The organism is Butyrivibrio sp. (genome assembly GCF_017635265.1).
In the GTDB taxonomy this organism is placed as follows: Bacteria; Bacillota; Clostridia; order Lachnospirales; family Lachnospiraceae; genus Butyrivibrio.
This window is the reverse complement of sequence record NZ_JAGBLU010000117.1, coordinates 26,252-49,347: the sequence shown is the minus strand read 5'-3', so window position 1 is coordinate 49,347 and position 23,096 is coordinate 26,252. Positions and strand designations below refer to the sequence as shown.

At 41.4% G+C, this 23,096-nt stretch carries 22 protein-coding genes; 21 read left to right on the top strand and 1 reads right to left on the bottom strand.

Annotated elements, in window-relative coordinates:
- Positions 1-22 precede the first annotated feature (22 nt).
- The 9 genes from J6O61_RS14555 (at position 23) to J6O61_RS14515 (ending at position 11,166) form a co-directional block, all read left to right on the top strand.
- Positions 23-718, top strand: coding sequence for a vWA domain-containing protein (locus tag J6O61_RS14555; RefSeq protein ID WP_292214697.1), 696 nt, complete (start codon positions 23-25; stop codon positions 716-718).
- Positions 719-750: 32 nt separating this feature from the next.
- Positions 751-1,689, top strand: a complete 939-nt coding sequence (locus J6O61_RS14550; RefSeq protein WP_292214695.1) for a protein phosphatase 2C domain-containing protein — start codon at positions 751-753, stop codon at positions 1,687-1,689.
- A gap of 59 nt (positions 1,690-1,748) precedes the next feature.
- Positions 1,749-2,699 (top strand): transglutaminase domain-containing protein, encoded by a 951-nt coding sequence (locus J6O61_RS14545; RefSeq protein ID WP_292214693.1) that lies wholly within the window; start codon positions 1,749-1,751, stop codon positions 2,697-2,699.
- A gap of 2 nt (positions 2,700-2,701) precedes the next feature.
- Entirely contained in the window at positions 2,702-3,244 is a 543-nt protein-coding gene (locus tag J6O61_RS14540) for a SecY-interacting protein Syd (protein WP_292214691.1), read from the top strand.
- Complete coding sequence (locus tag J6O61_RS14535; protein WP_292214689.1) at positions 3,244-3,948, top strand: hypothetical protein; 705 nt, start codon at positions 3,244-3,246, stop codon at positions 3,946-3,948. Before J6O61_RS14540 ends, J6O61_RS14535 begins: the two co-directional genes overlap by 1 nt.
- A gap of 162 nt (positions 3,949-4,110) precedes the next feature.
- Complete coding sequence (locus J6O61_RS14530) at positions 4,111-5,112, top strand: hypothetical protein (protein WP_292214687.1); 1,002 nt, start codon at positions 4,111-4,113, stop codon at positions 5,110-5,112.
- Between the two features lie 106 nt (positions 5,113-5,218).
- Positions 5,219-7,423 carry a hypothetical protein gene (locus J6O61_RS14525; protein WP_292214685.1) on the top strand — a complete coding sequence of 735 codons (2,205 nt, stop codon included), beginning with the start codon at positions 5,219-5,221 and terminating at the stop codon, positions 7,421-7,423.
- A 122-nt stretch (positions 7,424-7,545) separates the two neighbouring features.
- Entirely contained in the window at positions 7,546-8,424 is an 879-nt protein-coding gene (locus J6O61_RS14520; RefSeq protein ID WP_292214683.1) for a CFI-box-CTERM domain-containing protein, read from the top strand.
- A 189-nt stretch (positions 8,425-8,613) separates the two neighbouring features.
- Entirely contained in the window at positions 8,614-11,166 is a 2,553-nt protein-coding gene (locus tag J6O61_RS14515) for a hypothetical protein (protein ID WP_292214681.1), read from the top strand.
- Positions 11,167-11,356: 190 nt separating this feature from the next.
- On the opposite strand, the gene J6O61_RS14510 is transcribed toward J6O61_RS14515, so the two are convergent.
- Positions 11,357-11,860 (bottom strand): hypothetical protein, encoded by a 504-nt coding sequence (locus tag J6O61_RS14510; RefSeq protein WP_292214678.1) that lies wholly within the window; start codon positions 11,858-11,860, stop codon positions 11,357-11,359.
- 17 nt (positions 11,861-11,877) lie between these two features.
- On the opposite strand from J6O61_RS14510, the gene J6O61_RS14505 reads away from it, so the two are divergent.
- The 12 genes from J6O61_RS14505 to J6O61_RS14450 all read left to right on the top strand — a co-directional run bounded on the left by J6O61_RS14505 (position 11,878) and on the right by J6O61_RS14450 (position 23,096).
- Positions 11,878-12,351: a hypothetical protein gene (locus J6O61_RS14505; protein WP_292214677.1), complete on the top strand. Its 474-nt coding sequence runs from the start codon at positions 11,878-11,880 to the stop codon at positions 12,349-12,351.
- Between the two features lie 320 nt (positions 12,352-12,671).
- Entirely contained in the window at positions 12,672-13,745 is a 1,074-nt protein-coding gene (locus tag J6O61_RS14500) for a DUF5688 family protein (protein WP_292214676.1), read from the top strand.
- A gap of 88 nt (positions 13,746-13,833) precedes the next feature.
- Positions 13,834-14,028: a hypothetical protein gene (locus J6O61_RS14495; RefSeq protein ID WP_292214674.1), complete on the top strand. Its 195-nt coding sequence runs from the start codon at positions 13,834-13,836 to the stop codon at positions 14,026-14,028.
- A 6-nt stretch (positions 14,029-14,034) separates the two neighbouring features.
- Positions 14,035-14,478, top strand: a complete 444-nt coding sequence (locus J6O61_RS14490) for a hypothetical protein (protein WP_292214673.1) — start codon at positions 14,035-14,037, stop codon at positions 14,476-14,478.
- Positions 14,479-14,488: 10 nt separating this feature from the next.
- The gene (locus J6O61_RS14485; RefSeq protein ID WP_292214671.1) at positions 14,489-14,962 is read left to right on the top strand and encodes a PcfB family protein; all 474 of its coding nucleotides are present in this window, start codon (positions 14,489-14,491) and stop codon (positions 14,960-14,962) included.
- Complete coding sequence (locus tag J6O61_RS14480; RefSeq protein WP_292214669.1) at positions 14,959-16,716, top strand: VirD4-like conjugal transfer protein, CD1115 family; 1,758 nt, start codon at positions 14,959-14,961, stop codon at positions 16,714-16,716. Before J6O61_RS14485 ends, J6O61_RS14480 begins: the two co-directional genes overlap by 4 nt.
- Positions 16,717-16,973: 257 nt before the next feature.
- On the top strand, positions 16,974-17,186 hold the full coding sequence (locus J6O61_RS14475; protein ID WP_292214666.1) for a Maff2 family mobile element protein: 213 nt from the start codon (positions 16,974-16,976) through the stop codon (positions 17,184-17,186).
- 52 nt (positions 17,187-17,238) lie between these two features.
- Positions 17,239-17,448 (top strand): type II toxin-antitoxin system Phd/YefM family antitoxin, encoded by a 210-nt coding sequence (locus J6O61_RS14470; protein WP_292214665.1) that lies wholly within the window; start codon positions 17,239-17,241, stop codon positions 17,446-17,448.
- Between the two features lie 117 nt (positions 17,449-17,565).
- On the top strand, positions 17,566-18,432 hold the full coding sequence (locus J6O61_RS14465) for a VirB6/TrbL-like conjugal transfer protein, CD1112 family (protein WP_292214663.1): 867 nt from the start codon (positions 17,566-17,568) through the stop codon (positions 18,430-18,432).
- 125 nt (positions 18,433-18,557) lie between these two features.
- Positions 18,558-18,941, top strand: a complete 384-nt coding sequence (locus J6O61_RS14460; protein WP_292214662.1) for a PrgI family protein — start codon at positions 18,558-18,560, stop codon at positions 18,939-18,941.
- A gap of 19 nt (positions 18,942-18,960) precedes the next feature.
- Positions 18,961-21,366: a VirB4-like conjugal transfer ATPase, CD1110 family gene (locus J6O61_RS14455; protein ID WP_292214742.1), complete on the top strand. Its 2,406-nt coding sequence runs from the start codon at positions 18,961-18,963 to the stop codon at positions 21,364-21,366.
- A gap of 23 nt (positions 21,367-21,389) precedes the next feature.
- Positions 21,390-23,096, top strand: coding sequence for a C40 family peptidase (locus J6O61_RS14450; protein ID WP_292214661.1), 1,707 nt, complete (start codon positions 21,390-21,392; stop codon positions 23,094-23,096).

Genomic DNA, 23,096 nt, shown 5'->3' with positions numbered 1-23,096 from the left:
CAAACATAAGGAGGGAACAGAAATGGAAGAAGAAATGATGCAGAGATCGTTTAACGAGGACATTCCTACGATTGTCAACGCAAGTGAGCCACATATGGCCTGTTTGCTTTTGCTTGACACATCAGGATCAATGGGTGGCGAACCCATAAGAGAGCTTAATGAGGGTTTGAATAAGTTTAAGCTTGATGTATGTGAGGATAAAACAACCAGAGATGTACTGGATATCGCCATTGTCGAGTTTAACTCTGGTCTTAATGTTGTTCAGGAGTTCGTACCTATTGAATATATGGAGCCTGTTAATCTTGTTGCAAATGGCGGTACTAATATGTCTCCAGCTATTCAGAAAGCAATTGATATGGTAAATGAGAGGTCAAGGTTTTATCGCCGATCAGGAACAGAGCCGTACAAGCCTTGGATTATTATGATCTCTGATGGTGCGCCACAGGATGATATAACAGAAATTGTGAAGGTGATTCAGGACATGGAAGAAAATGAGAAATTGAAGTTCTTCTCACTGGGGGTTGAAGGTTATGATCCTCAGACGCTGCACCGTCTTTCTGGCCCCAAAGTAATGAAGTTGAAAGGATATGATTTTTCAAGCTTCTTTGATTGGGTAAATAAGAGCATGCGTTCTGTTTCGGTAAGTTCTCCTGGAGAAAAGCCAAAAGGAGTACCGCTTCCTGACAACGTTGATAAAGATACGGATGATTGGATGTAATAGTACAACCGACACAAGGAGGCAGATAAAACATGATATATGCCTATGGGGTTACACAGCAGGGTGCATACCACGTTAAGAATAACGTGGTATGTCAAGATTATCATAAAATAATTAAGTGTAGTGAGAATATGATTATTGCAGCTGTTGCAGATGGCCTTGGAAGTGAGGAACACTCAGATGTGGCATCAAAGACAGCCTCGGAGTTATCTACAGAATATTGTTCAGACCATATAAAAAGTAATTCGACCGAGGAAGAGATTCTTGGGGTGATAAAAGATTCGTTTGAGTTGTCTCAAAATACAATCGAACAGATTGCAACAGAGAATGGTCATGATTTTGATCAGTATGACACTACTCTTTCGCTTGCGATTCTGATTGATGACTGCCTATATTATGGACATTCTGGTGATAGCGGGATAATTGCCATGACTACGGATGGTAAGTTTTGCAAAGTTACGGAACAGCAAAGAGACTCTGACGGCCGGGTGCTTCCTTTATTTTTTGGCGAGGAAAAATGGATTATAAAAAAGTATGAAAATCCTGTAGTCAGTGTATTCTTAGCAACAGATGGAATGTATGAAATCCTTTTCCCAATATATATAAGAGATGAAGAGGTGAGCATTTATACAGCGTTAGCAAAGTTCTTCATGGATCCTAAAAGTCTAAAAATTGAATCGGAAGGAGAGGAGGCAGTACAAGAAAAGATAGGCAAATTTATGAGCGGTATATCTGCGGCACAGGTAAATGATGACAAAACAGTAGTAGTCATTATGAATACATCTGCATCATATAGCTTGCAACCGGCTGAGTATTATGCTGAACCGGATTGGATAGCCTTGAAGAAAAAATACGAGGATGCATGGAAAAGGGCCGCGTATCCACATTTGTTTAAAGATGAAGATAAGAATGTCGTGAATTATAGCGAAAATGAGGAACAACAAGCCAATCAAGATATTCCAGAGGATTGATGGTGTTGGTCAAAAGAATCATGTAGAGGTGACAAGTTATTAGAACAATAAAGGGAATAGTGAGTGCTCTCGAAAAAAGTGCATATAAGCCAATATTTGATGGACTTGAAAATGGAGATCAGAAAATAACCTGTGCATCTTCTATTAATGGCGAGAAACTGCAATGGGTGCTGCAAAGTGAAGTGTTAGAAAACCCGAATTATTTTTACGTAAGTGGCTTTAGGACTATTACCAGAGGAATAACTATTGATTTATATCCGCGGTATTCTTATACCAAGCAAGAAATAAATCAATTAAAGCTAAAGTGTGAGGAAAGAGCAGATAGGCTAATAGCGCGAACCGCTGGGCATAGGGAATACGAAAAGGCGTTGATGTTGCATGATGCTCTTGCAAAAAATGTTGAATATATCAATGATGGAGAAAAAGAGCGGTATACAATTATCGGACCATTTGTCGAGAAAAAGGCAGTGTGCGAAGGGTTTGCTAAAGCATATAAGTATCTTTTGGAACGAGTTGGAATACAGTGTCTTGTTGTTTCTGGTACTGCAGATGATCCAACGATACATACAGATAATCCTCATGCGTGGAATATGGTTAAAATAGAGGGCGAATGGTGCCATGTAGATGTGACATTTGATACGACCATAAGGTATTTAAACACATTGCGGTATGATTATTTTGGTTTAACAGCAGATGAAGTAGCAAGAGATCACACTTTTAAAGAAGGAGATTATCCAATAGCAAATAAACCAAGCTTAAACTATTATGAGCGAAATCATAGTGTAATATATGGGAAAAAAGAATTATTTAATTATATCAAAGAGAAAATCTTGAAAAATGAATTGGATTTTGTCGTAAAGCTTCCTGATGACGCTCCTGAGTATGGGTTGGAGTTAAAAGTATCAAAGGTTATCGAAGAGTCGATGGCGAAAGCGTGCGTGTATGGCAAATATTCAACAGGATTCAATGCTACACAGAGAGTTTTTCATATTCATATAGTGAGGATATAAAAATGAAAGAAGTGTTTGATGGCTATTTTTCGCGATTAAATAATTATGCTAATGGAGTATTTGGGACGAATCCAACAGTGTCATATACTGATGGTTTGAATAAAGCTTGCTTAATTTCTGTACCAGATGAAGATGGCGAAGTTCAGTGGAAACCAATTCTGCAAAAGACTGCGATACCATGGAATGATATCGAGGATACAATCGGTTTTGTGTTATGTGATGAGCTGAAAGCGTATTTTTCTACATATTCATTTTTGATGCTGTCAGGGAAATTCGGAGAGTGCTTCTTGAATTTCTATCCAGTTGATGCTACAGAACCCGTGGTAGATACAATAAAAAGGGAATACTTAGATGCACAATCATTTTTTCCTGGGACGCAATTGTTTCTAATTGGCAATGCTATTGTAAATGATGATGACGGATATTTTATTTTTTATGATAATCAAAACAATAAGCTGTTTTGCTATGAATCAGATACACATAAGGAGGTGTTGTTGTCATATTCCATTGCAAAGACTATAGGTGTAATGGAGGCTAGGATGTAATGGCTATAGATGTTTATGACGGCATACCAAAAAAAGAAATAACAGCAGAACGAATTACATCTGAAGGAAAGAAGTACACGCTCAATCATCCCAATGAACTTGTGATAAATATGAGGTATAAGGGAGAGGGAATGGCGAACGCTAATTCGCAAGGTTGGGAGAGAAGTAGTAATTATTATTTCAAGGAATTATTATCTAAACATCCCGAAGTTTTTAGCAAGAAGAATAACTTAAGAATTGATAATGGTGAATCTCCAAGAGTTGATGCTAGGTTTGTAAAATGTTTTCCCCAATATAAAGGCTATGAAAATGAAACCTTGATACATCACCATATAGGAAAGGATGGTCAAGCTGTGGCATTGCCTCAGAGTGTGCATAAGGGATCAGGTGAGATTCATATATATGAGAATCAACTTGGGATTACAGATAAGGCTAGAGCGTTTTCGGATAAGTGTAGGGAAGCTTGTGCAAAAAAACCTAAAATGGTGGACCAGACATCGGATATGTTTAAAAGAAACTCATTAAAGCAGACAGTTAGTAAGCAGGAGAATACAAAACAAAATGCTATCACACGGGCGAGTACAAACTCTGTTGGTTTAAGCAGTCATTCACCACAAAAGATAAATTCAATAAAGACTGCTTCGGCCAATAGTACTAGCGCGGGAGTTGCAAAAACTAGTGGTTCAAAGAGCCAATCAAGGTAATAGGATAAGCATTAAATATGACATTACTAAGAACAAGCTAAGCGCGATGATATCCTGTATTTATAATGGATAATTTGTGTGATATATTATTGAACCTTTTATGTGATGTTAAAAGCTTGCATGGTTTATGGTGACGCAAAAAATGCGGCAGAAAGGGGTTATATGGGAAATGCACTTGACAACTATTTGAACGGTAATCTTTATTATGAATCAGAGATAAGAGGCATATTGAAAGAAATTGAGTCTTTGGCGAAACCATTGTGGGGGGATGAAAATTTAAAGTGGAAGATTACTACAAAGAAGTATGGTGAATGGAATAGAGATCCAGATCCGGGAGATGATGATTTTGATGTATATATATATAAAATTGACTATGAGTTTTTCTTGGGTACAAATGGAAGGTTTTATGTTCGCGAAAAAACTGAAGAGATTGAAGAATACTTAAGAAAAGAGGATTATACGAATGAGAAAACCGAAGTATTTGAATGTGATTTAAATCAGATAGCGATGGAGATGGATTTTGATGTTTATCTATATTATAACGTTGGGAGCATTGAAAAATCATCAGATACACTCCGTGCTGCTAATTCTATTCCGGATTCACCGGATAGTAGACTTAATTGTAAATACGAAAACAGCGGAATGGGGCTTTACGATTATTTGAGAAAGCTTCTTGAGAGTATTAAGGCTGAGGCAGAGAAGCAAAAGCAAGAGAAGGAAGAGGCGGCAAGGAGATTATTAGAATCTTTTAGAAAAGCCCAGGATGATTATTGTAATAATATGAGTGGTATTTTAGAACAATATGTTGGGGAATTAAAAGAAAAAAGTATACAGCAGCAAAAACGCAGAGTTGAGCTTCAAACAGAATTGGATTCATATAGAAATGAACTTCAGAATTTGGGATTCTTTGCACGCAAAAGAAAGAATGAATTGAGTTATTATATAGGAAAAGATGAGCAGGAATTGGAGATGATTCCGACAACTTCACAGATGGTGGACGAGTATAGGATGAAAATAGTGAAAGATAATGACGATAGGCTGAGGGTTATAGAAGACTTGAAAAATCAGATTATTCAGTCTACTGGCAATGAGGTTTCGATCGATTCGAATGTACATAATGTATCAGAACAAGTTTTGTCTGTTGTAAGTACACTTTCTTTATAGTTCGGTGTTGGATTTTTCTCTGATATAGACCGCTATTATAAAGAGGAATGTGCACTGCCTTTATAGATGACTGGTAATAATGTTAATCAGAAAGCGTGAGTGATATATGGTTGTTTCAGGGTTGAATGGGAGACGCTATCAGCTTGAGCAAAAGCCTCTGGGCAGCGGTGGCGAAGGGGATATTTTTGCCATATCAGGCAATAGCAGTCAGGTTATAAAGATATATAAGAAATCTAGTGCTACACAAATTCTTGAAGAAAAGCTCAAACTTATGGTACAGAGACCTCCATCATCAAGCGTTCTGAACCAGGTGGCTTGGCCTTTAGATGTGGTATTTGATTCTGCTGGATTATTCTGTGGGTTTGTGATGCCTAAACTTAACATCACTCATGAACTGAATGAAGTATATGTTTATCCTCCAAAAACTGGAATAACGTACAAACAGAAGCTCATCCTTGCACAAAATATCTGTGTTGTTATTCATGAGGTTCATAAGGCGGGATATATATTTGGAGATTTTAATCCGAGAAATATAGGTGTTAACCTCAGCACGGGAGCGGTTGCCTTCCTTGATACTGATAGTTACCATATTGTTCTTGATAAGGGGAAAGATAAAGCATATAGGTGTAATGTTTGTGCTCCGGGATATGCTGCTCCAGAATTGTTGAATAAATGTTCAGCTTATGTTTCTTCTCATCCTGAATATAAAAAAGAAGCATATGCCAAAACTCCGTTGGACACATTCACTGAGGAGACTGATAATTTTGCATTGGCTATCCATATGTTTCGGCTTTTGATGAATGGATACTCACCCTTTAATGGAATCCCAGAGGGGGAATCTGTTTCTGTTGGCTCACCGGGGCAAGGGGATGATGCGGTTAAACGAGATAATTATTGCTTTAAAAAAGGCAAGAAGCCACAAGCTGTCGCTGTTCCTGAATTGGAAACATTGCCAAGGAGTATTTGTGATCTATTTACAAGAGCATTCATTGAAGGTAAGAAAAATCCTGCAAAAAGGCCATCAGCAATCGAGTGGCATAAAGCACTTGATGAATTTGAGAAAAACTTAGAGACATGTAGCAATAATCCAACCCATATGTATTTAAGAGGATTAAATGTATGTCCTTGGTGCGAGGCAGATAAGAGATATTTTGATATGATGTCCCCGCAAATGGTACAGAAGAGTTTTTCGGGACCTGCTGTTACGCCACCTACTAGCATGAATATTTCTACAGGTGTGGTTGGTCAGGCAGGTATGGGGGCTGCTATTACATCGAATGTGTATGGTGGAGCACAGTCTTGGAAAAAGGGTAAGGCCAAGGCTAAAGGGAATGGCTTTGATCTATTTGGAATGCTTGGTTGGTTGGCATTTACAGCAAGTGTTATAGCTGTTTGTGCACCATTAGTTGAAGGTGGCTCAATTCATTTGGATGAAACAAATATATACAATATAGATGTGGTGAAAAGCAGTTTAATAGCAGAGATGGGAGTTTTGATTTTATCCTTGATGAATGCCTTTTCAAGAAAAAGTAAAGGTGACTTGGCAAAATACATATCTGGCATATGGGGGTTTGTTTTTAGTATATCTGCAGCAACTGTAAGATATACTCAATTAGGCTACAGTAAAGCAAGCGCTGGTGAAGCATGGAAAACATTTGGAATACTAATGTTTTTATTTGTGGTTTCGATAATTGGGCCACAAAAAGTCAATAAATACATAGTGAATAGGACGGGAGGCGCTTTTAAAAACCTATCAAATAGGAAGCATCAGTTTGAGTTTAATGAAATGCTATTTATGATTTTTATGGTTGCTGCAAGTATCGCATGCACTCCATTATTATGGAACTTAGAAACATACTACTTTTATGTAAGAAGCTATAATTTGGTTGCTATAGCAATTTGGTTAATCCCGATTGTTGTCTTTGGAGTGGGCTATAATACATCAATTATTCAGAAGGGAGAATCTGTTAATGCCTGGTTTGGGGCATCGATGACGACATATTTTACTTGCTTGGTTTTATGGTGGGGAAAAGTAGGAAGTGCAGGAGCTCTTTTTGGGTGGATAATACTTGCTATAGTGGCTCTTTTGTTTATCGTCTATGCAATGTCTGAAATACATGGATTTATGGGGGGACTAATATTTGCTTTCTTTTTTGTGTTTTTTATTGCGGGAGCATACGCAGATTTGCAGGTTATGGGTGGAAGCCCTGCATCAGTAGGGGAAGCAACGCATTGGTTTGTTGTTGCACCGGCCTTTATTACAATAATAATAGCTGGGTGTACGACTATAAGGGAGGTGCTAGGAATATGATATAGTGTTTAACACGATATTATTAGGATAAGGAAATTAGTTTTTCTTAATGTCGAATGATAAGATTTGGCACAGATAAATCATTTTTATAAAAACTCGGGCACAGTGTATAGGAGGCTTATATGATACAAAGAGAATTTAATGATGTGAATAGCATATCTGGACCGGACATTATGTCTGGGAGCAGTAGAGTTGCAACAGAATTGGCAAATTGGTCAATTGCTCTTGGCGGAGGTTCTTTAGATTCTATTGTTGTGTCTTATAATAAGACGCCGGTGGATATTCTTCAGCACATTTCCAGTTTAAATAATGTAATTGTTTCCGAGAATGGTGAGATAGGTACAACAGCAAATCAAGGTAAAACATATAAAATAGGGGAATATAAGCTCATTGCGTCATCAGAGCATTGTTTTAATGCGGTTGTATGCTGCTTTGAGAGCGGTGATCACTATAACTTAAATAGTGATAATGACTGCGGAGTATATAATGCGGCCTGGGAGGTTTCGAACGCCATAAAAAGACTTGATGAGAATGATGGAATTAAGTCTGTTAAATATTTTGCAGATAATTCTGTTGGCTTTCCGCATATATCTTTTGGCAATGCTCCAATTGCACAGCAAGTGTATGATTCAGAGTTTTGGGACAGTGGTGGACAAACTACTACAACTGTAGCCCCAGGCTGGTTTGCGTCTAGCGATGCTCAGAACTCTAATACAAATTCTTCTAGTGGCGGGTGTTATATAGCAACCGCAGTATATGGTTCGTATGACTGTCCGGAAGTATGGACATTAAGGCGATACCGTGATTATACTCTTGCAGAACATTGGTATGGGCGTGCTTTTATTAGATTATATTATGCGGTTAGTCCTCTGATTGTTAGAATGTTTGGCTCATATACATTGTTTAATAAAATATGGCGTAAAAAGTTGGATCCTTTTGTGGAAAGACTTCAAAAAAGTGGCTATGAATCTACTCCTTATTCAGATATGAAGATAAAATAGGTGAAGACCAATAGGTATCGTGAAAAACAAGGCGATATTCATATGCTTTATATGTACATCTATTAAATATGTGACTTTTTGTGCTTTTGGGGATCCGGGTATTTATCAACCGTTTTACACTAAAATGAAACATGAAATAAGTTATATAGCAATGATCCATTGTGATTACTAATACAAGATGGAGGATATATGACTGTAACGGGATTATATGGAGATGTTTTTGAACTTGAGCAAAAGGCATTTAGTAGCGGTGGAGAGGGTGATATTTATGCAATCAGTGGAAACAGTGCTCAAGTTGTTAAGCTGTACCATAAAGATAAGATAACAAACGAACTTGAAGAAAAAATCAAGTATATGACTGGTAAGCAACCTGATAGAAATGTAATCGACCAGGTTGCTTGGCCGTTAGATGCTGTTTATGATGGTTCGGGTTCGTTCTGTGGCTTTGTGATGCCACGGCTAAACATTGATGTTTCACTGAGCGAGGTGTACGTATACCCACCTAAATTACAACTATCATTTCAACAAAAACTAATCATTGCTCAAAATATTTGTGCTGTCATAAGTGCAGTTCATGAAGCTGGATATATATTTGGGGATTTTAATCCTTTAAATATCGGTGTGAATGTTAGCAATGGTAATGTTGCTTTTTTGGATACTGATAGTTACCATATTGTTTTAAATGACCAGAAGGCGTATAGGTGTAAGGTGTGCTTGGATGGATATGTTGCACCGGAACTATTAAAGAAATGTGAGGCATTTAAGAAAGATGCTTATGCAAATGCGCCACTTCCAACGTTTACGAAGGAAACGGATAATTTTGCGCTTGCGATTCATATATTCAAATTGCTGATGAATGGTTTTACACCGTTTAATGGTATAAAAGAGACTGAATCTGCTTCAACTGGATCGCCTGGCCAAGGTAATCAGGCAATAAAACGTGATAGTTATTGCTTTAAGCCAGGGAATAAACCTCAAGCTGTAGCAGTGCCTCCACTGGACGTTTTACCAGAGGAAATTTCAGATTTGTTTACCAGAGCGTTTATGTATGGAAAAATTGATCCTTCACAAAGACCGTCTGCCAGAGAATGGCACAAAGCATTGAATGATTATTCGAATGATTTGGTTACATGTAACATAAATCCGCTTCATATGTACCGAAAGGATTTATGTGGATGTCCTTGGTGTGAAGCAGATGCAAGATATACAAATGCAATGACTCCATCTTTAAAACAAATATCATTTACTAATGTACCTACGCCCATAGCTGTTCCTTCTGCTACATCTTCTACATCAAGCACGGCAAGTGTTGATTTTGTTGCTTTATTTGGCACGTTTTTTTCAATTATAAAGAGTGGAATAAGCACTGTGGTTCAGTGGATTATTGGGTGGCCACAAAAGACAAAGAGATTGGTTGCAACATTGGCTATAGTAGTGTCTGCCTTTGCAGTAACTATAAGTGTTGTCAATAATATTATAGTTCCTAACCTTAAATATGTTTCAGCTAAGACGCTATTGGGAAAGGAACAATATGATGAAGCTTATGCCGCTTTTTCTGATTTGGGAGATTATAAAGACAGTAGCGAAATGGCGCAAAAGGCTGTGCAACTTGAAAGTGATGCTAAGCATTACGACAAAGCACTTGAATTTTTAAGTGATAATCAATTGATTGAGGCTAGATCTGAGTTTGAACAGACCAATGAATATAAAGATAGTTTAGTGCAGATTGATGCTATTACGGAAACCATAAATGCCGAGAAGTATTCTGATGCTGAAAAACTGTATTCAGCTGGGGATTATGAGGCTGCAATAAAGGCGTACAGCGAGATTGCCGATTATCTTGATAGCAAGGCAAAAATTGAAAATGCGACAGAAGCAATTAATAAAGAAAAATATGAAGAAGCTGAACTTCAACTATCTAATGGTAATTATGCGGAGGCAATTTCTGCATTTACAGAGATAAAAACATACTCAGATAGTCAAAATAGGATAGAACAGATTAACGATATTATGCTGAAGAATCAATATGATGAGGCAGAAGCTCTTTTTGCTGAGGAGAAGTTTGATGAAGCAATAGAGGCATTCTCTCAGATAAAGGATTATTCAGATAGCAAGAGTCGTATTGACCAGATAAAGGATGCCAAAATCAATAAGAAGTATGAAGAGGCGGAGTCTTGTAGAGAAAATGGTGAATATGATAAGGCTGTCGAAATATATGAGGAATTAGATGCTTATAAGGATAGTAAAGATAAGCGGTTGCAATCAATGTATGATTACGCGGTTGCAAATAAAAATGCTTCAGATGTGCAAACTCAGAAATACTTAATTGAGCTTAAATTGATTGGCTATAAAGATTCTCAAGCTATTTTTGACTCGTTGTTTTACTATACAATGGATATTATCGTAAATTACTCTGAGGATGATATTTCTACCGATTTGAGTGAAGTCGATGAGGCTAACGATATTTATATTCATTATAATATCAGATACACTGGTGACGAAAGTTTGGTTGATGCTGACAAAAGGGTACATACGGTTTATTATGAGCGATGGAGACTGGGGAGAGAAGCCGTCAATACCTATACCAATATTGAGAGCGGTTGGCATGTTTGCTGTATAAATCGTACATATGGGACATCTGCTGGAGAACACAAAGTAACTTTCAGAATTGATAATTATCCGCAAGTTCATGAGCGTACTATTCGGATGTATTGGCTTCATGATGGGGTAAAACATTATTAAGATAGTCCGATGAGATATCTTGTGAGGTAACGGCTGATTGTTTTTAGTAGTTTTTGCTCCCTGACTGTGTGGTATGATTCCTGACCGCGGGGTGTTGTCAGGAACATCACACAATGTCGTAGCTGTATTCCAAAACGCGCTTGAAAATTTATCTTGCCTTGGGATAGATTGACGGGAAAGTTTGTAATAATCAGCCGGCATCATAGAAGTCTTCGCAATCTTCCTCTGAATCATCTGTGCCAAAAGCTGTCCATGATGTAATTTTTTTGAGGATCTTTTTTAGTGGGGATTTCACGGATGGCAAAGGCATCCGAAAGTCAATAGCATTGAAATTGATATCAAGTACTCCTGAATTATTGTATTTGCCAAAGTAATGTAGATAGTTTTCGTAAAGGAATTCGCTAGATAATCTGCTACACTCATCAATGCATGGAGAGTATATGATTACGGAGTCTGTAACCATTTTTGTTATGGAACCTAATATTGAAGTTACTGAGTCATAATATGCACAGGGGCTTTTGAAGAACTCTGAAGGATACTCTTCCAAATCGGCGTATAGTTCAGCTGCGGAATTATATTCCGTATATAGGAAATCAAAAGTATAAATTAGGTTGGCATCGGAGTGAAAGTGCAGAAAAGTACGTACCTTTGCCATTGATGAGTTATGGCTGATATCAATTATGAGTATTTTCATTGGGGCTCCTTTCTAAAATGAAGAATCCGCGTTATTTTTGCATATTTGATCTTAATAATCCTGACAATGATGTTCGCATGGAAATAAACAGCGGCATTTCAGAAGATCAGATAAACTCTGACCTGGAAGAAATGCTTGTGAATGTTGACGAAACATGCACCTTTTCAGCTATGGTTCTCTACTATATGCGGGTAAAACGGCTATCAACCAAGGAACTGTATGAACGAGCTTATATTGACCGAAGGCTCTTTCATAAGATCATTAAAAACCGCAGGTACCATCCGTCTAAGAAAACTGTGTTTGCTCTGTGCATAGCGTTTGAACTTAATTACGCTGAAAGCATGGATCTTCTGGCATTGGCCGGCTATTCTTTTGCTTCAAATAGTAAGGGCGATATGATTCTCAGGTATTTCTTATCAAAGCGGATATATGATATTGACCTGATAAATAATGCTCTATTTCAGTATCATTGCCCATGCATTGGTGACTGATATAGTAATAATACTTTCTATATGGAATAAATGTGTCGCCGGATAGGCGACTTAGAAATAATTATACTGAGATTTTACCGCGCCCCGATTTGACCCTTTCGCGGCCCTTCCGCGCCCCTAACTTCACCTTTTTTTCATTTTTTAGGTATGATATTATTATAATGCGCCAAGTGATATGAGATGCGATGCACCACATACCGCGAGGCGTATTTCTTTTGCAAAAGAATCATCTGAATGGAAGCACTGTGTTTTGGCAAAGATGCTATTACCCGGTGCTTTTTCATGCCTGAAAACATTTGAAAAAGAGAGGGGAAAATAACATGGACTTTGAGACATTTAAAGAGAATCTGGCAAATGACGTGAAGGAGCAGTTCTACGAAAGATACGGCACGGAGGTGGTTGTGGAGAACCACAAGGTGGACAAGATGAATGAGACCTATGATGCGCTTACTGTTAAGCGTTTAGACGGGATCATCGGCGTGAACCTCAACGTGGATGCGCTCTACAAGGACTACGAGGAGGGCAGATCTTATGAGGCTATCGTAAGCGGTGCTGCAGAGGTTGCCGGAACTGCTCTTGAGAACAGACCGGACTTCGACATTGATGCATTCAGTGACTATGACAGGATGAAGTCAACTCTTGCAATGGAGGTTGTTTCCGCAGAGAGAAACGCTGAGCTTCTTGAGACTGTCCCTCATAAGGACATCGAGGACATGGCAGTTGTTTACCGCTTTGTTCTTGGCGAAACTTCGCAGGGTTCCGGCACGATCCTTGTTACCAATAAGATGCTTGATAACTATGGCATCACACCGGAGCAGCTCCATGAGGACGCTGTGAAGAATGCTCCCGAGATCAGACCTCTTGTCATCCAGGGCATGGCAGAAGTGCTTGCGAAGCAGATGGGTGTCGAAGACCTTGAGATGCTCGGCCTTAACATTCCACCTGAGCAGGAGCAGATGTTTGTTGCTTCTGTAGAAGGAAACGTGCATGGTGCCGGAGTTCTGGCTTACACCGATTTTATGGAGAAGGCTTCTGAGAGAGTTAATAATCAGAGCTTCTTCATTTTGCCCAGCTCCATACACGAACTTCTGATAATTCCTGACAATGGAAACTTTGATCTTAAGAGCCTTGAGAACATGGTAAAAGAGGTCAATGCTACCACAGTGGATCCTGCAGACCAGCTCACTGACAACGTGTACCACTACGATGCACAGAACAAGGTCTTTGAGCTTGGGGAAAAGTTTGTGGAGCGCCAGCAGGCAAAAGTGGAAAAGACTGCGGAAAAGAAATCTCTTCTTGGAGAGCTTAAGGCAGCCAAGGAAGAGGCTTCAAAGGCACCTAAGAAGAATGCCATCGATATCGGCAGTAAGTCTAAGGGCGAGACAGCTCTTTGATGATAATGGGCGCTGGTCTGTGACAGGTTTCCGGACTGGCGCCTGTTTTTATGCAGGAAGTATTTCTTTTGACGAGGGGGATAGTTAGATGTCAGCACAATATAACAGGGATAAATACAGTGGTGGTAAGAGTTTTCAGGGAACAAGGGATCCAATCCCTGTGGGTAATCTTAAGCCCCACAACTGTAAAACGCCATGTCCCTATGGGAACGGAACTACTTTTTGCTTTCCATGCATGGCAAAGATCATGGATGAACACAGAGCTTTAAGAAAGGCAGCGTGAAAACAAATGGATGAACTAAAGATAAAGATTGACCTTGATCCGGTCACTGACGGGATAATCCAGTTCCTGGGAAATTATGATAAAAATACCGGTTTTGATATCAGGGACAGGAAGGCACTCGTGATAGGAACGGATGGCAACTTCCGCACTATCAGTACAGCAGAGATGGACCATATCTTTGATGGTATCGGAGAGAACGGATATGCAGAGCCTGTGGGTGATGATTATCTTCTCTGCTTTTCAGAAAAGAGTGTCATGGATGCTGAGTTTACAAGATATCTTGTTGGCAGTGCGGTCATGGTAAAGGTCGGCAGGGACTCAAGGATAAAGCCTCTTTCCGACATCGATATCAGACTTATGCGTACTTATTTCCAGATGGGGCTCATCACCCTGACATACGGAAGGGAGAAATTTGATGCATATCCTCTGGAGTACAGGGACGCGGCATGAGGTGTAGTCTATGAATGAAGAAGTAGCAGCAAAATACATAGCCTTCTGCTACAGGGCAAGCAAGGTCACGACAAGGACGCTGATCAAAGGACTGGTCGCATTCCTCCGGCATGTAGACAGTAAATCCAAAGCCCCGAAGCAGGGAAAGATGACTGTAAAGCAGCTTATCCGGCAGGGGCAGGGTGCTTCTGCCATGGAAATTGGCGGCGAGAGCATCCGCACTTTCAAGCGCATTGCAAACAAGTACGGAGTTGATTTTGCAATCGTAAAAGACAAGACATCTGACCCACCCAGATATACATGCTTTTTCAAGGCAAAAGATATCGATGCCATCAGCGCAGTAGTGAAAGAATACTCTGCAAAGGTGGTAAATCGGGAACAGAGAGAAAAGCCAAGTCTTATCCAGCAGCTTAGAAAGCTAAAGGAGCAGATCGCAAAGCAGCCACGCAGGGTAAAAGAGAAATTCAAGGAGAAGGCCAGATGAACAGTAAGATGAAAAAGACCATTATCCTGAATATCCCTTACTTTGTTGTGGGGCTCTTTTGTACTAACTTTGGAGAAGCCTGGAGGATATCCTGGGGAAGCAACATGTCGGAGAAGATTCAGGGCCTGGTCCTGTATGGTGGACTGAGCACAGCTTTTTCCAACATATTGCCCAGCCTTAAGCCCTTTGACCTTGCGGTCGGTATTGCCTGCGGCGCAGCGCTCAGACTGGCGGTCTACCTTAAAGGTAAGAACGCCAAGACCTTTCGCCATAATAGAGAATATGGCTCAGCGAGGTGGGGGAAACATGAAGACATAGAACCTTTTGAAGATCCTGATTTTAAGAATAACGTGATTCTGTCGCAGACAGAACGTATTACAATGAATTCGAGACCAAAAGATCCGAAGTATGCCAGGAACAAGAATGTCCTTATCGTGGGCGGCTCCGGCTCCGGTAAAACAAGGTTCTGGATCAAGCCGAATCTTTTGCAGCTCCATAGCAGCTATGTTTTATCTGATCCGAAAGGAACTCTTTTGGGCGAAGTTGGTAATGTCTTTCTGAAGGCCGGTTACAGGATAAAGATCTTCAATACCATCAATTTCAAGAAGAGCATGAGATATAATCCTTTTGAGTACATCCATTCGGAGACTGATATATTGAAGCTTGTCACAACTCTTATGGCAAACACCAAAGGGGAAGGCACTCCCGGAGATCCTTTCTGGGAGAAGGCGGAGAAGCTCCTGTATACGGCGCTTATCGGCCTGATATATTATGAGGCTCCGGAGGAAGAGAGGAACTTCAATACTCTTGTTGAGATGATCAACTCCATGGAGGTTAGGGAAGATGATGAATCCTTCCGGAATGCCGTGGATATCCTGTTTGACAGGGTGGCAAAAGAGAACCCTGACCACTTCGCTGTAAGACAGTATGTCAAATTTAAGCTTGCGGCCGGCAAGACAAGCAAAAGTATTTTGGTCAGCTGTGGTGCGAGGTTGGCACCATTTGACATTCCACAGGTACGGGAAATTATGAGCTATGATGAGCTGGAGCTGGATACACTTGGGGATAAGAAGACAATACTTTTTCTCATAATGTCTGATACAGACCCGACATTCAACTTCCTGCTTGCAATGATATATTCCCAGATGTTCAACATCCTGTGCGAAAAGGCAGATGATCACTATGGCGGAAGGCTTCCGGTTCACGTAAGATGCCTCATAGATGAGGCGGCGAACGTCGGGCAGATCCCGAACCTTGAAAAGCTTATGGCAACAATCCGAAGTCGTGAAATATCTGCGGCATTAGTCCTGCAGGCAAAGTCACAGCTCAAGGCAATCTACAAAGATAATGCAGAGACCATCTGCGCTAACTGCGATTCACAGATATTCCTTGGTGGTACAGAGCAGTCCACTCTTAAGGACCTAAATGCCACTTTGGGCAAGGAAACTATCGATATGTACAACACCGGGGAGTCGAGGGGATCACAGCAGAGCTACAACATGAACTACCAGAAATTGGGGCATGAGCTCATGAGTATTGATGAGCTGGCTGTCATGGATGGCAGTAAATGTATAGTGCAGGTAAGGGGCGTAAGGCCTTTCCTGTCAGATAAGTACGACCTTACGAAGCATCCCAACTACAAGTATACAGCGGATGCAGACAAAAAGAACTGGTTTGATGCCGAGAAGTTCTTAAGTCATGAACTGAAGCTCAGACCGGATGACGAGTATGAAGTCATCGAAGTAACTGAATAATCTATTGGTATGAAGCCTGCGGTTATGTCAATAAAAGGCATTTCCATATGGCTTTATATATTGCCTGGAAACAGGCAGGCATGGCCATGTACCGGGTGTCAGTCGACGGGCTCCCGGAATGTAACTATCAACCGGCAATCGAGTAAACAAGCGAATTGTCGCTAACAAACAAAAACTATTTGCAGAAAGGAGATACCGTGCTATAATAGTCACAACAACAAATAAGGGCTATTATAGTACGGTAGAATAATAGCACTATGGCATTCTTCCAGAGTTCAATTTCAACACTTGGCACCGTTGTCATCGCATTGGGCGCAGGCCTCGGAATTTGGGGCGGCATCAACCTTCTTGAAGGTTATGGAAACGACAATCCAGGCGCCAAATCACAGGGGATGAAACAGCTGATGGCGGGTGGAGGTGTCGCATTAATCGGCACAACACTTGTTCCTCTTCTTTCAGGATTATTCTGATTGAACATGCGTAGTATTCGTGCTACTATATTCATGAAAGGCAGGTACTTCCATGAATGTAGACACGAAAGCTATGCTCCCAATCACTGATGCAAATCATAATTTTTCCAAAGTTACTAAGGTAGTTGGTGAGTTCGGCTCAGCCATATTACTGAAAAACAATGAACCAAGATATCTTGTCATTGACCTTACAAAGGTTGATGAGAAGACTGCGGAGTCAGTTATGAAGAAGGCTGCAGCCTCAAAGAAGACTTCGAAGTAACGGAAAGAGGACATCATATTAAAAACTGAATATTGTAACTGTTATGGGCTGGCATGGGACTATATCCTGTGACCAGCTCTTTTTCACTAAAAACGAAACAAGAACAGGAGACACAGATTGGACAGATTATTTGAACAGATTGAGGAGCATTTAAAAGAGCTGATAATCCCATATCTCATGAATGTCTTAAGCTCCATGTTTAACTGCGTTAATGACGAGGTGGGGGTCATTGCATCGGACGTTGCAACAACGCCTTCAGCTTTTTCTCCGTCAGTCTTTAGCATGATCAGAAACATATCCGATACTGTCATAATGCCCATCGCGGGCATAATCCTGACTTTTGTGGCCTGTTATGAACTGATACAGCTGATAGTCAGCTACAACAACCTGGCAAATTTTGAGACCTGGTTCATATGGAAGTGGGTATTCAAGACAGCCATTGCGGTGGAGCTTATCACACACACTTTTGATTTCACCATGGCGGTGTTTGATGTGGCACAGCATGTGATTTTAAACGCAGGGGGAGTTATAGGCGCTTCAACGGCGATAGATTCATCAGCACTTGCGGCAATGCAGTCAACGATAGAAGCCATGGATATATGGAGTATATTTGCCCTGTTTTTCCAGGTCTCCATCATCATGATACTGACGCAGCTTGCTTCAAAGCTCATTTTTGTCATCATCATGGTGCGTATGATCGAGATATACATGTATGTTTCCATGGCTCCGATCCCGTTTGCAACATGGGGTAACAAGGAGCACAGCAGTATTGGCATGCATTATGTAAAGAGCCTGTTTGCTCTTGGATTCCAGGGATTTCTCATCATGATATGCGTGGGTATCTATGCAATGTTGATCGCATCAGTTTCATTTTCGGCAGATATAGTCGGCTCGTTATGGAAGGTGCTTGGATACACTTTCCTTCTTGGACTGTCTCTTTTCAAGACCAGTACAGTGAGCAAGGCTATTCTAAACGCAGCGTAATAGGCAGTAATAAGGAAGGGAGGATACCGGAATAAACAAATGGAGTCATAAAACAAATTGTAGTTACCAGTTGTTATCACAGGAAACAGACAATTCCTGTAATAAACAGAATTCCGGTTATTGATATGGCAGCTTCGTACATCAGTGTCCCCAGGGACTTAACAAAGGTAAAGAGCAAGATTATTTTCAATCTCACAAAAAGGCAGCTCATCTGCTTTGGGGTGGCGGCACTCATAGGAGTTCCGTCATTTTTTCTTATAAGGAATGTGGCTACCGTGAACGTGGCAGTTATGGGAATGATGGTGATAATGATGCCGATCTTCTTTTTTGCCATGTATGAAAAGAATGGGCGACCTTTGGAAGTCTATATGGGGCATTTTATTGAGGCCATTTTTGTAAGGCCAAAGAAACGTCCGTATAAAACGGATAACTATTATGCAGCGCTCATGAGACAGGCGGCTGCAGAGAGGGAGGTGGAAAAGATTGTTCGTACTTCCGCTAAGAAATAAGAGCACACGAGAGTTTGATATGCCGGAAGGGCTGTCAAAGCGTGAACAGAAAGAAATAAGACAGATCATAAAGAATGCGCAGAAAAATGACGGAACGCCCAGGACAGCGCAGCAGACGTTGCCTTTTGAGAGGATGTTCCCTGACGGGATCTGCAGGGTGGGAACTGACTATTACACCAAGACAATCCAGTTCCAGGATATCAACTACCAGCTGGCACAGCAGGAGGACAAAAAGGAGATCTTTGAGGAATGGTGCAGCTTCCTTAACTTCTTTGACAGCTCCGTGCATTTTGAGCTTTCTTTCATGAACTTCGCTACAGAAGTGGGCGACTTTGAGAAGAAGATAAAGATACAGCATCAGGAGGACAGGTTCAATGATGTCCGTGATGAGTACTCGGGAGTCCTTCTTAAGAATATGGAAGCCGGTAACAATGGACTTACCAAGACGAAGTACATCACATTCGGTATCCATGCTGATTCCATGAAGTCAGCAAAGCCAAGGCTTGTGCATATCGAGATGGATATCCTCAATAACTTCAAGACACTTGGAGTCCTGGCCCAGACATTAAATGGTTATGAGAGGCTTGAACTCATGCACAGGCAGATGCATATCGGGGACAATGCTAAGTTTCACTTTGACTGGAAGTATCTGGTAAAGACCGGGCTTTCGGTAAAAGATTTTGTGGTACCAAGCTCCTTTGAGTTTCCTACAGGAAGGTATTTCAAGATGGGAGATACATGGTGCGCCATGAGCTTTCTTTCCATCGATGCATCCGATATCAGTGACAGGATGCTTGCTGAGATCCTTGGTATGGAGTCAAGTCAGATAGTCACCATGCACCTTCAGTCTGTAGACCAGAATGAGGCGATAAAGACAGTAAAGCATACCATAACGGAGCTGGACCGTAGTAAAATAGAAGAGCAGAAAAAGGCGGTACGTGCCGGTTATGACATGGACGTACTTCCTTCAGACCTTGTCACTTATGGCAGGGACGCAAAAGACCTTCTGAAGGAATTACAGCAGCAGAATGAGAGGATGTTCCTTCTGACTTTCCTTATCATGAACACGGGAAAGACTAAGGAAGAGCTTGAAAACAATATATTCCAGGCATCTTCCATAATACAGAAACACAGCTGCAACCTGGTACGGCTGGACTTCCAGCAGGAGCAGGGATTTGTCAGCAGCCTTCCGCTTGCCTATAATGAGGTGGATATCCAGAGGGGCATGACTACAAGCTCAACAGCGATATTTGTACCATTCACGACACAGGAGCTTTTCCAGGATCACAGGGGAGCACTGTATTATGGCTTAAATGCCCTTTCAAACAACCTTATCATGGTTGACAGGAAGCTCCTTAAGAACCCGAACGGCCTTATCCTTGGTACTCCCGGTTCCGGTAAGTCTTTTGCCGCAAAGAGGGAGATAGCCAATGCATTCATGGTAACCGACGATGATATCATCATCTGCGATCCAGAAAATGAGTATCGTGCAATGGTAGAGTACCTGGGCGGGCAGGTGATCAGAATCAGCCCCACATCAGACCAGTACGTGAATCCCATGGATATCAACATGAACTATTCTGATGATGATAATCCTGTAATGCTGAAGGTTGATTTCATTCTTTCCCTGTGCGAGCTTATCCTGGGTTCAAGGGATGGGCTTAAGCCTGCGGAGAGGACAGTCATCGACAGATGCACAAGGACGGTCTACAGGAAGTATCTTGAGAATCCGGTACCGGAGAACATCCCTATACTGGAAGATCTTTATAATGAGCTCCTAAGGCAGGAAGAGCCTGAGGCAAAGTTCGTTGCAACTGCGCTTGAGATATATGTTACGGGTTCGCTGAATGTCTTTAATCACAGGACAAACGTTGATATCAACAACAGGATTGTGTGCTTTGATATCAAGGACCTGGGAAAGCAGCTCAAAAAGATAGGCATGCTCATTGTAGAGGATGCTGTCTGGGGCAGGGTTTCTGCGAACAGAGAGCTTGGAAAGAGCACAAGATACTATATTGACGAAATGCACTTGCTTTTGCGTGAAGATCAGACTGCAGCCTACACTGTGGAGATCTGGAAGCGATTCAGAAAGTGGGGAGGAATGCCGACTGGCATAACCCAGAACATTAAGGATCTGCTGGCTTCCCGCGAGATTGAGAACATTTTTGAGAACTCTGATTTCATTCTCATGCTCAACCAGGCGGTCGGAGACAGATCGATACTTGCAAAACAGCTTAACATAAGTCCACACCAGCTTTCGTATGTTACACATTCGGGAGAAGGCGAAGGGCTTATTTTTTATGGCAACGTTATCCTGCCGTTTGTAGACAGGTTCCCGAAAGAGACCATGCTGTATCAGGTAATAAATACGAAGTTCATAGAGAAAACCGTAAACAAGGCTGATGCTGATAAAGCGTCAGCCTGAGCTGTTTCATGGGGAGATGAGTGATGGATGGAAACTTATATACAAGGGATAATCCCAAAGATAAGGGGGCAACCCAAAAAGATATGACGCATGCGGACAAGCTCCGCGATAAAGAATCTGCGCAGAAGTATTATGGGGAGAAGTTCCGGGCGGAACGTTCCAGGAAAATCGATTCAGGGAAAAGTGATGAGGATATCCGCCATGAAAAAGTTAAACGTCAGACTGTAAATGCTGAAAAAGTTAGGAAACAGAAGGATTCCGCAAAGAAAGCTGAGCAGAAAGCGGCAAGGGAGCGGACTAGATCCGGTATCAGTGAGGCTGCAGCAAGAGTCGGAGCTGTAGCTTCTGTACTGGGCGATGTCTCTGGCGCGAACAGTGATGACCAGGACAAGGATGAGAGCAGCGTTGCAGAGGAAGCTTTTGAAGCAGGAGGCTATGTTGCCAGTGGTGCGGTGAGCCGTGTTACCAGTAAGACCAAGAGCAGTAAGTACAGCAACAAGCTCCATAAAGGAAAGGATGCTGATACTGTAGCCAAAGACGCTGCCAGAGAGCGGATGAAGAAGGAAATGCAGAGAAAAGCTGCATCCAAACAGGCCAAAGCTGCGGAGAACACCGGCAAGATAGGGCGTAAGATCACGGACAAGGCAGAAGACCTTGCCGGGCTTCTTGCAGAGAAGATACAGGAATTTGTCATGGACAATCCTGTTATATCTGCGATAATCGCCGGAATACTTATACTGATACTGGCATTTTCAGGAATCATGAACTCCTGTGCAGCTCTTGGTTCTGGTGGAGGAGATATCACAGTTGCAACCTCTTTTACAGCAGAAGATGAAGAGATTCTTGCGGTCGAGGATGACTATAAAGAACTTGAGGAAGGGCTACAGGATGAGATTGATGATATAGCCGAAGACCACGCTGATTATGATGAGATAAACTACCACCTTGATGAAGTTGGACATAATCCATACCAGCTTGCAGCGATACTTACTGTGATATTCGAGTCCTATACAAGGGATGAAGTACAGTCCAAGTTACAGGAAATCTTTGATCTCCAGTATGAGGTTTCATACGAAGAAACTGTGGAGACCAGATATACGGAGCCGGAAGATGAGGACGAGGATCCTGAACCATATGATTACTATATCTGTGATATCTATCTTGTGAACCACACTCTTGATGCGGTGGTGGAAGAGCTGGGATTTACCGAGGATGAGATGGTCCGATACGAGATCCTGCTTGAGACCTTTGGAAATAAGAAGTATCTCTTTGGAGAGGATGATGTCTACAACATTCCGGGCTCAGGACCGGGTGATTATGACGATTACCATGTGCCGGGAGAATATCTTACGGATGAAGAATTTGCCCGGATGCTCCATGAAGCTGAAAGGTATCTCGGTGTTCCTTATGTCTGGGGTGGATATTCTCCATCCGGCTTTGACTGCTCCGGATTTGTGAGCTATGTCATAAACCACTGCGGCAACGGCTGGAACGTGGGCAGACAGACTGCTAATGGTCTTCGGCATATAACAGCAAATGTTCCTTCATCAGAAGCAAAGCCCGGCGACCTTATCTTTTTCCAGGGTACTTATGATACGGCAGGGGCAAGTCATGTGGGAATCTACGTTGGTAACGGCATGATGATCCATGCAGGAAATCCTATTCACTATTCATCAATAAACACACCGTACTGGCAGAGCCATTACCTTGGATTTGGCCGCCTGCCTTAA

Bases quoted from the DNA above. Each gene is read 5' to 3' on its own strand.
- J6O61_RS14555 (WP_292214697.1), top strand. From the start codon at position 23: ATGGAAGAAGAAATGATGCAGAGATCGTTTAACGAGGACATTCCTACG.
- J6O61_RS14550 (WP_292214695.1), top strand. From the start codon at position 751: ATGATATATGCCTATGGGGTTACACAGCAGGGTGCATACCACGTTAAG.
- J6O61_RS14540 (WP_292214691.1), top strand. From the start codon at position 2,702: ATGAAAGAAGTGTTTGATGGCTATTTTTCGCGATTAAATAATTATGCT.
- J6O61_RS14535 (WP_292214689.1), top strand. From the start codon at position 3,244: ATGGCTATAGATGTTTATGACGGCATACCAAAAAAAGAAATAACAGCA.
- J6O61_RS14530 (WP_292214687.1), top strand. From the start codon at position 4,111: ATGGGAAATGCACTTGACAACTATTTGAACGGTAATCTTTATTATGAA.
- J6O61_RS14525 (WP_292214685.1), top strand. From the start codon at position 5,219: ATGGTTGTTTCAGGGTTGAATGGGAGACGCTATCAGCTTGAGCAAAAG.
- J6O61_RS14520 (WP_292214683.1), top strand. From the start codon at position 7,546: ATGATACAAAGAGAATTTAATGATGTGAATAGCATATCTGGACCGGAC.
- J6O61_RS14515 (WP_292214681.1), top strand. From the start codon at position 8,614: ATGACTGTAACGGGATTATATGGAGATGTTTTTGAACTTGAGCAAAAG.
- J6O61_RS14510 (WP_292214678.1), bottom strand. From the start codon at position 11,860: ATGAAAATACTCATAATTGATATCAGCCATAACTCATCAATGGCAAAG.
- J6O61_RS14505 (WP_292214677.1), top strand. From the start codon at position 11,878: ATGAAGAATCCGCGTTATTTTTGCATATTTGATCTTAATAATCCTGAC.
- J6O61_RS14500 (WP_292214676.1), top strand. From the start codon at position 12,672: ATGGACTTTGAGACATTTAAAGAGAATCTGGCAAATGACGTGAAGGAG.
- J6O61_RS14495 (WP_292214674.1), top strand. From the start codon at position 13,834: ATGTCAGCACAATATAACAGGGATAAATACAGTGGTGGTAAGAGTTTT.
- J6O61_RS14490 (WP_292214673.1), top strand. From the start codon at position 14,035: ATGGATGAACTAAAGATAAAGATTGACCTTGATCCGGTCACTGACGGG.
- J6O61_RS14485 (WP_292214671.1), top strand. From the start codon at position 14,489: ATGAATGAAGAAGTAGCAGCAAAATACATAGCCTTCTGCTACAGGGCA.
- J6O61_RS14480 (WP_292214669.1), top strand. From the start codon at position 14,959: ATGAACAGTAAGATGAAAAAGACCATTATCCTGAATATCCCTTACTTT.
- J6O61_RS14475 (WP_292214666.1), top strand. From the start codon at position 16,974: ATGGCATTCTTCCAGAGTTCAATTTCAACACTTGGCACCGTTGTCATC.
- J6O61_RS14470 (WP_292214665.1), top strand. From the start codon at position 17,239: ATGAATGTAGACACGAAAGCTATGCTCCCAATCACTGATGCAAATCAT.
- J6O61_RS14460 (WP_292214662.1), top strand. From the start codon at position 18,558: ATGGCAGCTTCGTACATCAGTGTCCCCAGGGACTTAACAAAGGTAAAG.
- J6O61_RS14455 (WP_292214742.1), top strand. From the start codon at position 18,961: ATGCCGGAAGGGCTGTCAAAGCGTGAACAGAAAGAAATAAGACAGATC.
- J6O61_RS14450 (WP_292214661.1), top strand. From the start codon at position 21,390: ATGGATGGAAACTTATATACAAGGGATAATCCCAAAGATAAGGGGGCA.